Origin of the sequence: Bradyrhizobium sp. KB893862 SZCCT0404 (assembly GCF_018130885.1) — a bacterium.
GTDB lineage: Bacteria > Pseudomonadota > Alphaproteobacteria > Rhizobiales > Xanthobacteraceae > Bradyrhizobium > Bradyrhizobium stylosanthis.
In genome coordinates this window covers 1,051,378-1,066,165 of the sequence record NZ_JAFCLT010000001.1, presented here as the reverse complement: position 1 = coordinate 1,066,165, position 14,788 = coordinate 1,051,378, and the positions used below count along the sequence as shown (strand labels likewise).

Here is a 14,788-nt window from a genome sequence, read left to right as displayed (position 1 = left end):
GCGCCTGCATGCGTGACGGTAGGAACGAATGTGGCGTCCGTTAGCTTATGTTAATGCGGACGCATCGTACGATGCGGAGCGCAACTGCAATCGGGCGGAACAGCGCCGCGCATTGACGCCGAAGTGCTCAATCCGCTTGCCAAAGGACGACCGCTCACCGCTTGCTGCGGAGCGCCAGAATCTACCGAACCGCGCGCCACCTGAGACATCGTCGTGCGAGCGCTGACGACCGGCTGGCATTGGAGATCCGAGATGCCACGTTTCTATTTCGATCTTCGCGACGAAGAGGAGCTGGCCCTCGACGAGGAAGGTCTCGAGCTGTCCGGTCTCCGCGCGGCCCAGGCCGAGGCCGCCAAATCGTTGGCCGACATGGCGCGAGACGCCGCATGCGCACCCGATTCCATGAGCGGCAGACACCGCATGGCGATCGAGGTCCGGGACGCCAGCGGCCCCGTGATGCAGGTCAAGTTCACTTTCGAGATCGAGACGCTGAGGCACTAGCCGGCCTCGCACCACAAGCACATCAGCGCCGGGCCGCACGCTGCGGCAGCGGGATCGAGGACGCCGGCTCGCAATAGCGAACGCCGCTCGTCGGCATCAGGCAAATTCGAGCCCGGCATTAACCTATGGAAATGCCGGAACCCGCCGTTGCCATGAAGCTCAGCGCATTGCCGGCCTCGCCCAAGCCTTTCAATTCAAGCGTTTGGTGTTCGGGCGGTCCGGCCGAGCGAATGTCATTCGTGAGCAGGCCATGACCGCAAAGCGCAATCGAAAGCGACAGACGAACTCTCTCCAGGAGCGGCTGCTGGCCGCGGCCGAAAACGCACGGGAGCGCGCGCGTCGCCTGCCGGCGGGCACGGCACGGGACACGTTGCTGCAGAGCGCGAACCAGAACGAAGTGGCTTCAAACCTGACGGACTGGCTGTCTCGATCGGGCATGCAACGACGCGGGGAACGATGATGCAGACCATCAAGCACTACCGGGCCTTCCAGATCGATCCCGACGGCCACGTCTTCGGCTGCATCAACATCGCCTGCGGCGACGACGAGGAGGCCAAACGTCAGGCGGCCTCGCTGGTGCTGCTCCATCGCATCGAGTTATGGCGCCTGGACAAGCGGATCGCGCTGTTCGACCAGTCTTCCGAGATCATGCCACGGCAGACCGTCGGTTGACCATCGACGATCGCCAACGGAGGCGCCAGGATCGGTGAACACGCTCCGGCTTGCGTCACAGTCGGGCCTTGCGCGTTGCGTGACGGATTACTTCAAGGCCAAGCTGGTGCAGTACCAGGTGATTTCGCGGCTTTGCCAGCCCAGCAACAGTGCAGTGCCCGAGCACTCGGCGTAGGTCTTGAAATGGTAGATGTTCCGGCATGTTGTCGACAACGCCGGCCAGCCGGACGACGAGCATCCGCGCCAGGGCGCATTGCCGGTCCTGAAGCTCGTCTGGCAACCATCGACACAACTGCCAGAGATGCTTTCGAGCTTTGCGAGCTTGGTGACGACCGACGTCGGCGCCGCCAGTATTGCGGTCACCGACGTTTCATTGGTCGACGATGACCGGCGCGGCACGGCCCCGTGGGCAACAGCGGGGTGCCGGGTCGGCTTGCTGCGCCTCTGTGTCTGGCTCGGTGCGTCGACCGTGACGGCGGGAAGCGTTGTGAGAGAACTGCTCGCCGATGTCGCAGCTTGCGAGACGGCGATGCCGCCGGGGCCGCACGTCAACAGTGCAATGCAAGAGCAGGCAACGGTCAGGCGAGACAAAGACCCCATGACGACGTCCTCGCAATTCGCAATACAGAGCCGCAGCACCGTACCCTGCTACTCTCAATTTACAAGGGTATCGCGCGCGCCATACACGTCGAATTGTCGTCATGCCGGCTTCGTGCTGACCAAAGCGGCATCGCGGGGCGAGGCGACATCCTACACCGGGGTGTAGATCACAAGCTTCAGCGCGGGATCGTCATTGGCCTGAAAGCTCGTGTGCTCGAAATGCAGCACGCCGAGGGTCGGATGGTTCATGGTCTTGCGGCCCGACATGGTGCTGCGGATCTCGTGCGCTTCCCACCATTTGACAAATTCCGGACTGCCCTCGCGCAGCCGCGTCAGCAGCTCGGTGAAGGCGGGATCGCCGGCCCAGACGTCGTGGGTGGCGCGAAACATCGCGACCATGGCCTTGGCAACGTCGGCCCAGCCGGCGCCATAACGCTTGCGCGTCTGCTTGTTGGTCATCATGAGGAGCAGCGTGTTGCGATCCTGCTCGGGCAACTGACCGAAAGCAAAGACCTCCTCGGCGGGATCATTCCAGGCCAGCACGTCCCAGCGCCGCCCGGTGATGTAGGCCGGCTGGTTCAGGCTCTCGATCATCCGCCGGATGGACGGCGGTACGACCTCCGGCACGAACGCGCGCCTGTCGCCGTCGCGCGCCAGCGCCTTCAGGTGTGCATGCTCGGTCTTCGAGAGGCGCAGCGCGCGGGCCAGCGCGTCGACGGTGGTCACCGACGGGCTGACGGTGCGGCCCTGCTCGAGGCGGATGTACCAGTCGACGCCGATGCCGGCGAGTTGCGCCACCTCCTCGCGGCGCAGTCCCGCGGTGCGCCGCCGGCGGCCTGCCGGAAGCCCGACCGTCTTCGGCGACAGCTTCTCCCGGCGGGACCGCAGGAAGTCGCCGAATTCGACGCGGCGTGGATCGGCCATGATGTCGCTCCCGCGATGGAGGGATTTTGCAATACTAGGATAATACCAGGCCTTCTTGTCCGTTCAAGGGCGGGGCATATCGGCTTCACCCATCCCTGAGGTGAACATCATGAAAGCTGCCGTGCTCAAATCCTTCGGCTCGCCCCTGGCGATCGAGACTGTCCCCGAACCGGTGCTCGGCACCGGCGAGGTCATCATCGACGTCGTCGCCACGCGCGTGCTGTCCTACATGAACGAGGTCTTCGACGGCACGCGCAACTATGCGCTCGACCTGCCGATCATCCCGGGACCGGGCGGCATCGGCCGGGTCCGCGCGATCGGTCCGGACGCGACGAAGCTTGCCGTCGGCGACTGGGTGTTCTGCGACCCGACGGTGCGCTCGCGCGACGACGCCGTCGCGCCCGACATCGCCCTGCAGGGGCTCACGGCCGCCGGCCCCGGCGGCATGCGCCTGCAGCAGCATTTTCGCCATGGCTCGTTTGCCGGGCAGATGCGGGTGCCCACGGAGAACGTCAAACCCATCGGCGAGATCACACCGGAGCAGGCCGCGCAATGGTGCGCGCTCGGCACGCTGCTGGTGCCCTATGGCGGCTTCCTCGCCGCCAACCTGCAAGCCGGCGAGACCGTGCTGGTGAGCGGCGCCACCGGCAATTTCGGCAGCGCGGCGGTGTCCGTCGCGCTGGCGATGGGCGCGGCCTGCGTGGTGACGCCGGGCCGCAACGAGACGATCCTCGCCGACCTCGTCCGCCGCTTCGGCAGCCGCGTGAAGCCGGTCAGGCTGACCGGCAATGAGGACGACGACCGCGAGGCGATGAAGCGCGCAGCACCGGGGCCGATCGACTGCGTGTTCGACATCATGCCGCCCTCGGTCAGTCCGACCGTCGTGCGCGCGGCGGTGATGACGGTGCGGGCCTATGGCCGCGTCGTGCTGATGGGCGGCGTCGGCATGGCCGGCGGCGCCGGCCTCGAGCTGCCCTACCCCTGGATCATGCGCAACTGCATCAGCATCCACGGCGTCTGGATGTACCCGCCCGATGCGGCCGCCCGCCTGATCGCGCTCGTGCGCTCGGGGCTGCTGCGGCTGGACGAGTACGAGACCACCGCCTTCGATCTCGACCATGCCAACGACGCCGTGGCGCATGCCGCGGCCAACGGCGGTCCGTTCAAGCTGACGGTGATCAGGCCGTAATTTGCCTCCCCGCTGCGGCAATGCGCCGTCGCAGCGGGTTCGCATGACATCTCAAAGAGCTGGGAGGCGTCACCCCGCCAGTAGCCGCCGGTGTTCGGCTACTGTGCATGGGGTTGTTTTCGAACTTTTATTATTCGAGCTCGACGACCTGGCCGTTCGCCAGCGACACGCGCCGGTCCATGCGGCCGGCGAGCTCCATGTTGTGGGTCGCGATCAGCATGGAGACCTGCGTCGCCTTGACCAGCTGCATCAGGGCCTGGAACACGTGGTCAGCGGTGTGCGGATCGAGATTGCCGGTCGGCTCGTCCGCGAACAGCACCCGCGGCGCGTTCGCCACCGCGCGTGCGATCGCCACGCGCTGCTGCTCGCCGCCCGACAGCTCCGCGGGACGATGGGTGATGCGGTCGCCGAGGCCGAGATAGCCCAAGATCTCCTTGGCGCGCTTGACGCTCTCGGACTTCTTCAGGCCGCGGATCATCTGCGGCATCATGACGTTCTCCAGCGCCGAAAACTCCGGCAGCAGCCGGTGCGACTGGTAGACGAAGCCGATATCGGTGCGGCGCAGCTGGGTGCGCTCGATGTCGGGCAGCTGCGAGGTCGGCGCGCCGTTGACATAGACCTCGCCGGAATCCGGCGCTTCGAGCAGCCCCGCGATATGCAGCAGCGTCGACTTGCCCGAACCCGACGGCGCGACCAGCGCAACCGACTGACCGGGCCACAGCGCGAGCTTGGCGCCGTCCAGGATCGTCAGCGGCACCTCGCCCTGCAAATACTGCCGCTTTATCTCGTGGAGATAAATGACCGGTACATCGTCAGCCCCCTGCTGCTCCATCAGCCCCTCACTCGTACCGGAGCGCTTCGACGGGGTCGAGGCGCGCGGCGCGCCAGGACGGATACAGCGTCGCCAGGAACGACAGCGTCAGCGCCATGATGACGACCGCCGTGGTCTCGCCGATGTCGATCTCGGCGGGCAGCTTCGACAGGAAGTAGAGCTCCGGCGAGAACAGCTCGGTCGAGGTCAGCCAGGACAAAAATTGCCGGATCGACTCGATGTTAAGGCAGATGACGAGACCGACGATGAAGCCGACCAGCGTGCCGACCACGCCGATCGAGGCGCCGGTGATCAGGAAGATGCGCATGATCGAGCCCTGCGAGGCGCCCATCGTGCGCAGGATCGCGATGTCGCTGCCCTTGTCCTTCACCAGCATGATCAGGCCGGAGACGATGTTGAGCGCCGCGACCAGCACGATCATGGTCAGGATCAGGAACATCACGTTGCGCTCGACCTGGAGCGCGTTGAAGAAGGTCGAGTTGCGCTGACGCCAGTCGACCAGGAACACCGGCCGGCCCGCCGCCTCCGTCACCGCCTGGCGGAAGGCGACGATCTGATCGGGATTGGTGGTGAACACCTCGATCGAGGTGACGTCGTTGCTGCGGTTGAAATAGGCCTGCGCCTCCGCGAGCGGCATGAACACGAAGCCGAGATCGTATTCGGACATGCCGATCTCGAACACGGCGACGATCTTGTAGGGTTTGATGCGCGGCGTGGTGCCCATCGGCGTCACCGCGCCCTTCGGCGCCACCAGCGTGATGCTGTCGCCGGCATGCAGCGACAGCTGGTCGGCGAGGCGCCGGCCGATCGCGACGCCCTGCCCCTCGTCAAAGCCCTCGAGCGAGCCCTGCTTGATGTTCTTGGCAATCGAGGTGAGGTTGTTGAGATCGTCGGAGCGGATGCCGCGCACCAGGACGCCGGAGGCGTTCCACGGCGAGGACGCCAGCGCCTGGCCGTCCACCACGGGCGCGGCGAGCCGAATGCCTTTTACCTGGCTGAGGCGGTCGGCGACGTCCTTCCAGTCGGTCAGCGGCGATTCCAAAGGCTGCACCAGGATGTGGCCGTTCAGGCCCAGGATCTTGTCCAGCAGTTCCTTGCGGAAGCCGTTCATGACGGCCATGACGATGATCAGCGTCGCCACGCCGAGCATGATGCCGAGGAACGAGAACCCGGCGATGACCGAGATGAATCCCTCCTTGCGGCGCGCCCGCAGGTAGCGCGCCGACAGCATCCACTCGAATGGCGCAAAAGGCGCGGTTGGCTTGGTTTCGGTCATGGTTTCATCCATCGCTCGATAATCCCATGATTCGGGGGCAAATGTGGCCGGATTACCGGCCCGCTATCGCGCGATGAACACTATTCAGCCGACCAGCCGGGCGACCGCGTCCGCAGGCGACATGGTCTCGCGGGAGCCGTCGCTCCGCCGCTTGATCTCGACCTTGCCGTCGGCGAGCCCCTTCGGCCCGATCATGATCTGCCAGGGGATGCCGATCAGGTCGGCGGCGGCGAATTTGGCGCCGGCGCGCTGGTCGGTGTCGTCATAGAGCACGTCGACGCCCTTGGCCTGGAGCTCGGCATAGAGCTGCTCGCAGGCTGCGTCGACCGCCGCATCGCCCTGCTTGAGGTTCAGGATCGAGACGCGGAACGGGGCCACCGCCTCCGGCCATTTGATGCCGGCATCGTCATGGCAGGCCTCGATGATGGCACCCAGGAGGCGCGAGACGCCGACACCGTAGGAGCCGCCATGGATCGGCACATCGACGCCGTCGGGGCCCGCGACCAGGGCCTTCATGGCGTCGGAGTATTTGGTGCCGAAATAGAAGATCTGGCCGACCTCGATGCCGCGGGTGTTGACCCGCTTGTCCGCGGGCACTTCCTGCTCGAACCGGGCGGCATCATGAACGTCTTCCGTCGCGGCGTAGACCGAGGTCCACTGCTTGATGATCGGCGTCAGGTCGCTGTCATAGTCGACGTCCTCGCCCGGTACCGGCAGGTCCAGCACGTCGCGATTGATGAACACGCCGGATTCGCCTGTTTCAGCGAGCACGATGAATTCGTGGCTGAGATCACCGCCGATCGGACCGGTCTCGGCGCGCATCGGGATCGCCTTCAGCCCCATCCGCGCGAAGGTGCGCAAATAGGCGACGAACATCTTGTTGTAGGCCACCCGCGCCGCCGCCTCGTTGAGGTCGAAGGAATAGGCATCCTTCATCAGGAACTCGCGGCCGCGCATCACGCCGAAGCGCGGACGCTGCTCGTCGCGGAATTTCCATTGGATGTGATAGAGATTCAGCGGCAGGTTCTTGTAAGACTTCACGTACGCGCGAAAAATCTCGGTGATCATTTCCTCGTTGGTCGGCCCGTACAGCAGCTCGCGCTTGTGGCGATCGGCGATGCGCAGCATCTCCGGACCATAGGCGTCGTAGCGGCCGCTCTCGCGCCAGAGGTCGGCGAGCTGCAGCGTCGGCATCAACAGTTCCAGCGCGCCGGAACGGTCCTGCTCCTCGCGCACGATCTGCTCGATCTTCTTCAGCACGCGAAAGCCGAGCGGCAGCCAGGCATAGATGCCGGCCGCTTCCTGCCGGATCATGCCGGCGCGCAGCATCAGCCGATGCGAGACGATCTCCGCCTCTTTCGGATTTTCCTTCAGGATGGGCAGAAAGAATCGCGACAACCGCATGGCAATACTCGAGGAATCAGTGAGGGCCTGCAGTGAAACCGGATTGGGAGCGAAAATACAAGGCCGGGAATGAGGAAAAGCCGCTAACGCGGCGGAATTCCTTGTCATTTTTCCGTTGCCTTGAGGTTTAACTTGAACCGTGCAGGCCCCCACTAAGGGGGCGCCAGCTCGAGATCGTCTTCCAGCGTGACCTGCTCGAAATCGGTCACCAGCGCATCGATCCTGACATGCCAGCGGCCGGCGAAGGGCAGCTCGGCCTTGGCGACATGCCAGTAGCCGTCAGGACCGAGCGAGGCGCCCCGCTCGATCGGCTCGATGCCGCGCTCCGGCAGGCTGAGCGTCAGCGTCACCTCCTTGGCCGAAAGGGGCGTCGCCTCACCCGTCATGAGCTGCAGCACGAAGTCGTTGGCGCCGGCCTTCCCCGGCGAGACCAGCACCTGGAACATCGCCTTGTCGGTGTGGATGTGGATCGCGAGCGGCGTCTCGGGAACAATGGTCCGCGGCGGCGGCGCGAAACGCCAGCCGGCAACGAGGGCGAAGATGCCGAGGGCGATGATGCATTCGAGTACGATCGAACGCTTCAATGCAGACGCGGCGTTCCCCTTCCCCGCCAGGGCCGGCGTCAGTCGAAACCGGTTGAGTGCGGCCAGCGCCAGCAGCAGGACGGCCAGACCGAGCTTGATCGACAGGATGGTCCCGTAGCGGGTCTCGACCAGCGCCGACGGCTTTTCGAGCTGAACGATGGCGAGGCCAAGACCGGTCAACGCCAACACACCGACGGCTAGCACGGCGAGGCGGGAAAAGCGGTTCACGACCGGGAGAGCCGCAGTTGCCGGCTTCGACATCAGCGCGGCGAGCGGCGCGAGGGCTCCGATCCAGAAGGCGACGCCAAGGCCATGAAGGAAAATCGCCGGCCGCGTCAACGCTTCCGGCGGTGCCGTTGCGGCGTGCCCGGTCATGGCGAGCGACAGACCGACGCCGATGAATGCGATGATCGCGCAGGCGCGCGCATACCACGCGCCGCGCAGCGCCAACATCGCAAGCAGCATCGCCGCCACTGCAACGAGCAACGCGGGGCCGGCGCTGGTTGCGAATGCGACCTTCCACGGAGCAACCGTTGCGAGCGCCGCCGGCGGCAGGCCGAGAAGATCGAGACCCAGCACGCCAAGCGAAACAACCGCGCAGGGAATGCCGACCAACAACGCAAAGCGCGGCACGGTCAGGCCCGTCATCGACCAGGCGACCCAGCGCGCGAAGAACACACCGCCGATGCCGACGAACAGCCCGAGATAGAGACCGACCCGCGCCAGCCAGATCAGCGCGTTCAACCCGCGGTCCACATTGGCGGGAGGTTGCGTCCCCGTCGGCATGCCGATCGAAAAAATCACCGATCCCGCGACGGGATGACCGTCCTGCGAGATCACGCGATAACTCACGACGGCCGTGCCTTGCGGCAGATCCGGCGGCATGGCGACCGAGATCGTCTCGCCAGATGCGCTGATGCGCGCATCGTCCCGGGCCCTGCCCGCTCCGTCGATCAACCGGACCGCACCGGGCGTCACCGCCTCGTTGAAGCGCAGCTCCACGGACTTGGGCGCAGCCGCCAGCATGCTGCCGCTCGCGGGCTCGACCGCGACGAGCGCGGCATGCGCAAAGGCGCCGGTCGCGAAGCCGACAGCAAGAAGCAGCGTCGCGAGCGCGGCGAAGAGGCGCATCAGGGCTTGGGCAGCAGCTTCACGCCAGGCGCCGGCGAGTTGCCCTCGTGCGAGTGCTTCGCCCCCTCCGCCGGGATTTCGATCCAGCGGCTGACGCCAGTCTCGCATTCCTGGACGACAGGGAAATACAGGGTCGTGTTCGGCTTCAGGCTGTCGGTGAGGAAGCTGCTGATGACGAACTCATCGTAATTGTGATCCGGCAGCTTGCCCCCGGACCAGGCGACTTCCCTAACGCCGGAAGATAGCTTGTTGCCGTGATAGTCGTACTCGTTGGTGTATTTTCCCTCGACGACGTCGACGCTCCAGCCCGCTTTCGGCATCGGCTTCACCGCGATGACGCCTTCCGGAATCTGCACCCGGATTTTTGTCGTGGGCGAACCCTTGCAGCCATGCGGCACGGCGAAGACGGCCTTGTAGTAGGAACCGACCGCCGCCTGCTTGGTCTCGAGCGTGATATGCGCCGCCGCGGGCGACGCCGCGAATGCGGCGATCAGGATCAAGCAAAAACGCTTCGACATGTTCGGGCCCCCTATCATTTGATCAGGATCGGCGATTCAATGCTGACATGGTCAGCCTCGGAGATCGAGATTCCAAGACCGAGCATCCAGCGGCCGGGCGTCAATTGCGCGAGCTTCACGCGCCAGCCGTCTTCGCCGTCGCGCGAAGCCTCGACCGGCGCGAGCTTCCTGCCGGACTGCGTGTCCACCAGCGTGACTGACACGGCCTTCGCCGTGAGCGGTGTCTCGTCCGTGGTCTCAAGCTGAATCGCGATCTCGACCGGGCCGGCGCGGCCCGGCGAGACCGTGACGTTGGCCATCGCCTTCTCGGTGTGCAGATGCGTGAAGAAGCTGTCGTCGTCGGTCGCCGCCGCCAGCGGCGCTGCGGCAACCGACAGCAACGCAGCAATCCCGAGGATGGCTCGACGCGTGGTCATATGGAGATTGATCGTGCTCATCAGTGTTTCATTCCCGAATGATCCGGCATTTTCTTCATCATCATTCCGCCACCGCCGGGGGCCTGGGCACCAAGGCCCTGCACATCGAGGGAGATGGCGACCTTGCCGGCCTTCTCGAACTCGAGGGTGACCGGCACCTTCTCGCCTTCCTTGAACGACCCCTTCAGCTCCTGAAGCATCAGATGATTGCCGCCCGGCGCCAGCTTCACGGTCTTGCCGGGATCGATGACAAGACCCTTGTCGAGCGGACGCATCTTCATCACGCCATTGTCCATCGCCATCTCGTGGACCTCGGCCTTGCCCGCGATGTCGGCGGAGACGCTGACCAGCTTGTCCGCGACCGTTCCCTTGTTCTCGATGGTGAGATAGCCGCCCGCGACCTTGGCGCCGCCCGGAGTCGCGCGACTCCAGGCCTGCGAGATCACGAGATCGCCGGCCTTGACGTCGTCGGCCGCCGCAGGTGCTGCGCAAAGCGCGAGGGCGAACGCCGCAAACATCACGTCTTTCAACATTGTCTTCATCTTGGTCTTCCCGTTTGCAGTTTGGATTTCAGTGTGTGGCGAGCTGTTGGCCCGACCATTTTTCGAGATCGGCCATCTCGGCCGAGCCTTCGATCGTCGTGATGGTTCCGTCCCGCGAGATGAGCATGGTCCGGGGAATATCGCCCTGCCAGGCCGGATCGACCTCGAACCGCAGCCGCTCGACGAAGCCGTCGCTGAAGATGAAGTTCTCGGTCGACGACAGTCCGGCCTTGTCGAGCATCGATTGGGTCGCGGCCGGCAGGTTAGGCACGAGATCGGCGCTGATCGTGACCACGTCGATCCCGGGATGGTCCTTTGCAAACCGCCCGAGCTCCGGCAGCTCGACCTTGCAGGGCCCACAGGTCACGCCCCAGAAATGCACCAGCGTGGGGCGGCCCGCATGCCCCCTGAGCACGCTTTGCCATGTACCGCGCTCGAACGGTTTGAGCGCCGGCGCGGCCAGGAGCGTAGCCACCGATGCGATCAGGATAATCAGGCCCAGAATCCCGGCAAATCGACGTCTCATGGTTGGTCCTCGATTGCTGTGAGACGATAGCCATCCGCCTTCGTCATCCATGACAGGTAGGTCTCTCGGCCATTGGAGACCAGCAAGGGGTGATCGGACGTGTCGGTCGTGCTCGATATCGTCTTCGGCGGCGACCACGTCTCGCCGTCGTCGCGGGAGATCGTCATTCGGACCGACGTTTTCTCGCCATCGAACTCCTTCCAGACCATCACCGCTCCTGCCGGACCTGCGAGCACGTAGGGGCGCATCGGATTGCGCCCCGGTTGCCCGATCGCCATGGGCGCGGAGAACGTCCGCCCTTCGTCGCGCGAGTGGGCATAGAACAGTCCCTTCCGCGCCTTTCCGTTCGTGTACCAGACGACGTGATAGGTCCCGTTCGGCGCAACGGTGAGGCTCGGCCCGTGATGCGGGCAGGCATTGATCTGCCAGTCGTCGTTGCTGACCCGGCGGACTTCACCTGGAGTCGCGACGTCGGCGAAGGTCATGACCGCATGATCGCGTACGCCGCCGTCAAAGATATTCCTGAAGATCACGGCCGGCCGCCCGGGCGCCGCAAATGTCAGTGCCAACCGGCAGCATTCACAGGTGCCCTCGCGTGCCAGCTTTGCTTCTGCGTAGGTGGTACCGCCGTCGCTGGACGAGGTGAAGAACAACCCCGCTCCCTCGTACTTCTGTCCCGCTTCCTTCGCGAGAACGCGATTGCGCTTGTCCAGCCACGCCGCAAAGACCGTTCCATCCTGATCGAGCGCCAGCGCCTCGAAACGCTGGCTCTCATTGCTGGCGGTGATCGGCTTCAGCTCGGCAAAACTCTTCCCGCCATCGGCCGAGCGCGTAGTGAGCACCTGGCCGTTGAAGGCCTCGTCCCTGAAGATCGAGAACGCGAGTGCGATCCCGCCCTTGCGATCGACCACGATCTTCGGCCGGGCATCCGGCCCCCAGTCGAGGTTCAGCCGCTTCGTCGTGACCTGAACGGGAGCCGAGAAACTCCGCCCCGCATCCCGCGAGCTCGCAACCGAGACCTGCCCGCCTGCCATCCAGACCAGCCACAGCGTTCCGTCCGCCGCAAATGCAGGCGTCACCTTGGTCGCACAGCGCAGCGTCGGCTCTTCGCACGCAGCTTCAGAGGCGTGCTGGCCATGCATCTGTGCAAATGCCGCCCCCTGCAGGAGCGCTGCGACAGCAAGCCCAAGCAATCCACTTCGGATCATGGCCGCCCTGGTCCCTTTGAGAGCCCGGATCATTTGAATGCCACCTTCATACCTGCAACGAAAGTGCGCGGCGAGCCTGCGTAGATCGATCCCGTCGTGTTTGCGAGGACGCTCGCAGGATTTTGAAGGCCTGCCGCTGTCACCGTGTTGGCGATGTTGTTGGCCGAGGCAACGTAGGTCCGGTCGAACACATTTCTGACTTCGAGGAACAGGTTCAGGGATCTGAACGTGTCGGACACAAGGTCGGTCTTGTAGTGGACGTTCAGATTGACCAGCTCATAGCCCGGCGCTTTCAGCAGGTTTGCGTTATCCATGTAGAAGGAGTCCTTCCACTGGAGCTCGACAAATCCACCGAGGCCCGCCAGCGGCCCCGCGAACTCGTCATAGCCGATCCGGGCCGTCAGCTCGTTCGGCGAGATGCCGGGAATCTTGTTGCCTGCCCGGTTGAAGCTGAACTGCGTGCCATTGGTGATGTTTTCGACATACTCGGTGTAGACCTCGTCGAGATAGGTGTACGCCGCCATGAGACGCCAGCCCGGATAGAACTTCCAGTCGGCCGCAAGCTCAATGCCACGATGCTCCGATCGCGGGGCGTTGAATGTGAAACTTGTATTGGGTGTATTGGCAGGCGTTGCCTGCGACACCAGTTCGTCGCGGAAGAATTCGTAGAATCCGGTGGCGCTGACCTTCAGCGTGTTGTTCGGGGTCCAGTCGAAACCAAGGTCGTAGCCGAGATTCTTTTGGGTCTGGAGCTGGGTATTGTTGCCCGACTGCCCGTTCGCCAGAACGAACAGGTTCGAAACCTGCGGAGTGCCGTACCCCGTCGCGACCCGTCCCCGGATCAGCCATTCGCTGTTGACCGTATAGAGCAACGCCAGTTCGGGCGCTGTGTTCTGGAATTGCCTGTCTGCTGCTGTGATCTTCAGAGGATCGAGAACGCCCGTTGGACCGGAATAGCTGTAGCCCGTGTTGATGCCCTTCAGCACGGTCTGCTCCCAGCCAATGCCCGCAATCGCCAGCAGAGATGGCGTCAGCCTCAATTCTTCTCGCGCGCGCACGCCATAGTTCGTCGTTTCGCTGTAGAGATTGTTCGTAAGCCGGCCGAGCGTCGCGTTGCCTCCCGGCATCACGGCCCGCGTATCGCTCGATGCCGTCAGGGTGTTGTAGAAGGCGCCAAAGAACGTCGTCGACTCCAGCCCGAGGATCTCGCCGCGCTTGGTGAGATCGCTCATGTAGTTGTACGAGGGAAAATCGCCGATCGCGCTGGTGGTCCCGGTCGGCTGGCTGATGTTCCTGTCGTCGAAAACGAACTGGTTGCGCCAGGTGGTGGTGTTGTCGAAATCGTGCTCCCAGCGGCCGCCGACGATGGTGCGTCGGTCGTTGCGGCCGAGCCCGGCCTGCACGGCCGTTTCCTTGTCCGTGCCTGCCGCAGTGTTGAAACCGTTGTTGTTCAGCGTGACCGTACCGCATCCGGCCGCGGCCGTGGCACCGGTCGCGCAGCCCTGCTGGAAAGGATTTTGGTAGTACTGGTTCAATGACTGGCGGATCGGCAGTCTCGCACTCAGGTCGTTGTTGATGATCTTGAGCGTGAAGCGGTCGTACGGCGTCGCCTTGAGCGTGCCGAGGAAGTTGACGGTTTGCGTATTGAACCAGCTGTTGCCGATATAGCCGTCACCGCGCGTGTCGCTCGCGAACAGCGAGCCCTCGAAATTGCCGACCTTCTTGCCGGCAGCCAGGTAGTTGTTGAGATAGCCGTAGCCGCCGCCATCGACGCCATATTCGGCGCCGTCGATCGTGCCGCCCGGCCGCGTCCGGAAATTGAGCGCGCCGCCGGTCGCGTAATTGCCGTAGAGCGCCGACGAGGGACCGCGGATGACGTCGATCGCGCCATAGGCGTGGGGATCGATCAGGTCGCTCCGCGACAAGCCGTCCGGCTGCGTCACCGGAAAGCCGTCGTCGAAGATCACGAGATTGCGGATGCCAAAGCCGTTCCGCGCGTTGGACCCGCGAATCGAGATGCCGAAATCGCGCGGGCCGTTGCCCTGCTTGATCGAAATCCCGGGACTGTCCCGCAGGACATCGCTGACCGAGAATGCGGGGCGGTTGTCGAACTGGCTGCGATCAATGGTGGTGGCGGTCTGCCCGGCCGGCGCCTGATTGAGGCCATCGCGCGCTGCGCCGGCGGCGACCGTCCTGTTTTGGGTCGGTGCATTGGTGCCCGCGTTCGGCGCAGCAGGTCTCGCCGCCCGCCCGACTGTCGCGGAGCGCGGTTTCGATGGCCGGGCGATCGGTTTGGCACGGGCGGGTTGCCGCGCTTCGACGGTCACCGCGGGAATCTCGGTATTGCCGCTCTGGGCGAAAACCTCGCCTGACGGCGCGAGCAGCGCGGCCTGAACGGCAACGACACTCACGCCTCGGCGGGCATGACGACGTAACATGGGGCATTCCTGACGCCGGCTTTCTCT

16 protein-coding genes are annotated in these 14,788 nt (G+C 64.5%); 5 read left to right on the top strand and 11 right to left on the bottom strand.

What is annotated here, in order from left to right:
• Nucleotides 1-252 precede the first annotated feature (252 nt).
• The 4 genes from JQ617_RS05375 (at nucleotide 253) to JQ617_RS05360 (ending at nucleotide 1,939) form a co-directional block, all read left to right on the top strand.
• Nucleotides 253-501, top strand: a complete 249-nt coding sequence (locus tag JQ617_RS05375) for a DUF6894 family protein (protein ID WP_212024945.1) — start codon at nucleotides 253-255, stop codon at nucleotides 499-501.
• A gap of 250 nt (nucleotides 502-751) precedes the next feature.
• Nucleotides 752-961, top strand: coding sequence for a hypothetical protein (locus JQ617_RS05370; protein WP_212024943.1), 210 nt, complete (start codon nucleotides 752-754; stop codon nucleotides 959-961).
• A complete protein-coding gene (locus JQ617_RS05365) occupies nucleotides 958-1,173 on the top strand; it encodes a hypothetical protein (protein WP_249156641.1) in 216 nt (71 codons plus the stop codon). The genes JQ617_RS05370 and JQ617_RS05365 overlap by 4 nt, the downstream gene beginning before the upstream one ends.
• Before the next feature lie 190 nt (nucleotides 1,174-1,363).
• Nucleotides 1,364-1,939 (top strand): hypothetical protein, encoded by a 576-nt coding sequence (locus JQ617_RS05360; protein WP_212024941.1) that lies wholly within the window; start codon nucleotides 1,364-1,366, stop codon nucleotides 1,937-1,939.
• Here JQ617_RS05360 and JQ617_RS05355 read toward each other — a convergent pair.
• The gene (locus tag JQ617_RS05355; protein ID WP_212024939.1) at nucleotides 1,924-2,697 is read right to left on the bottom strand and encodes a helix-turn-helix transcriptional regulator; all 774 of its coding nucleotides are present in this window, start codon (nucleotides 2,695-2,697) and stop codon (nucleotides 1,924-1,926) included. The genes JQ617_RS05360 and JQ617_RS05355 overlap by 16 nt on opposite strands.
• A gap of 109 nt (nucleotides 2,698-2,806) precedes the next feature.
• On the opposite strand from JQ617_RS05355, the gene JQ617_RS05350 reads away from it, so the two are divergent.
• Complete coding sequence (locus tag JQ617_RS05350; RefSeq protein WP_212024937.1) at nucleotides 2,807-3,886, top strand: quinone oxidoreductase family protein; 1,080 nt, start codon at nucleotides 2,807-2,809, stop codon at nucleotides 3,884-3,886.
• A gap of 130 nt (nucleotides 3,887-4,016) precedes the next feature.
• On the opposite strand, the gene JQ617_RS05345 is transcribed toward JQ617_RS05350, so the two are convergent.
• The 10 genes from JQ617_RS05345 to JQ617_RS05300 form a co-directional block, all read right to left on the bottom strand.
• The gene (locus tag JQ617_RS05345; RefSeq protein ID WP_063683207.1) at nucleotides 4,017-4,718 is read right to left on the bottom strand and encodes an ABC transporter ATP-binding protein; all 702 of its coding nucleotides are present in this window, start codon (nucleotides 4,716-4,718) and stop codon (nucleotides 4,017-4,019) included.
• A 7-nt stretch (nucleotides 4,719-4,725) separates the two neighbouring features.
• Complete coding sequence (locus tag JQ617_RS05340) at nucleotides 4,726-6,006, bottom strand: lipoprotein-releasing ABC transporter permease subunit (RefSeq protein ID WP_212024934.1); 1,281 nt, start codon at nucleotides 6,004-6,006, stop codon at nucleotides 4,726-4,728.
• 72 nt (nucleotides 6,007-6,078) lie between these two features.
• Entirely contained in the window at nucleotides 6,079-7,398 is a 1,320-nt protein-coding gene (gene proS, locus JQ617_RS05335; RefSeq protein ID WP_212024932.1) for a proline--tRNA ligase, read from the bottom strand.
• A 152-nt stretch (nucleotides 7,399-7,550) separates the two neighbouring features.
• Complete coding sequence (locus JQ617_RS05330; RefSeq protein ID WP_212024930.1) at nucleotides 7,551-9,113, bottom strand: copper resistance CopC/CopD family protein; 1,563 nt, start codon at nucleotides 9,111-9,113, stop codon at nucleotides 7,551-7,553.
• Nucleotides 9,113-9,631: a YcnI family copper-binding membrane protein gene (locus JQ617_RS05325; protein WP_212024928.1), complete on the bottom strand. Its 519-nt coding sequence runs from the start codon at nucleotides 9,629-9,631 to the stop codon at nucleotides 9,113-9,115. Before JQ617_RS05325 ends, JQ617_RS05330 begins: the two co-directional genes overlap by 1 nt.
• A gap of 14 nt (nucleotides 9,632-9,645) precedes the next feature.
• The gene (locus tag JQ617_RS05320) at nucleotides 9,646-10,068 is read right to left on the bottom strand and encodes a hypothetical protein (RefSeq protein WP_212024926.1); all 423 of its coding nucleotides are present in this window, start codon (nucleotides 10,066-10,068) and stop codon (nucleotides 9,646-9,648) included.
• Nucleotides 10,068-10,589, bottom strand: a complete 522-nt coding sequence (locus JQ617_RS05315) for a copper chaperone PCu(A)C (protein WP_212024924.1) — start codon at nucleotides 10,587-10,589, stop codon at nucleotides 10,068-10,070. Before JQ617_RS05315 ends, JQ617_RS05320 begins: the two co-directional genes overlap by 1 nt.
• A gap of 28 nt (nucleotides 10,590-10,617) precedes the next feature.
• Nucleotides 10,618-11,115 (bottom strand): TlpA family protein disulfide reductase, encoded by a 498-nt coding sequence (locus JQ617_RS05310; RefSeq protein WP_212024922.1) that lies wholly within the window; start codon nucleotides 11,113-11,115, stop codon nucleotides 10,618-10,620.
• On the bottom strand, nucleotides 11,112-12,323 hold the full coding sequence (locus JQ617_RS05305) for a sialidase family protein (protein WP_212024921.1): 1,212 nt from the start codon (nucleotides 12,321-12,323) through the stop codon (nucleotides 11,112-11,114). The genes JQ617_RS05310 and JQ617_RS05305 overlap by 4 nt, the downstream gene beginning before the upstream one ends.
• A gap of 29 nt (nucleotides 12,324-12,352) precedes the next feature.
• On the bottom strand, nucleotides 12,353-14,761 hold the full coding sequence (locus tag JQ617_RS05300; protein WP_212024919.1) for a TonB-dependent receptor family protein: 2,409 nt from the start codon (nucleotides 14,759-14,761) through the stop codon (nucleotides 12,353-12,355).
• Between the last annotated feature and the right edge of the window lie 27 nt (nucleotides 14,762-14,788).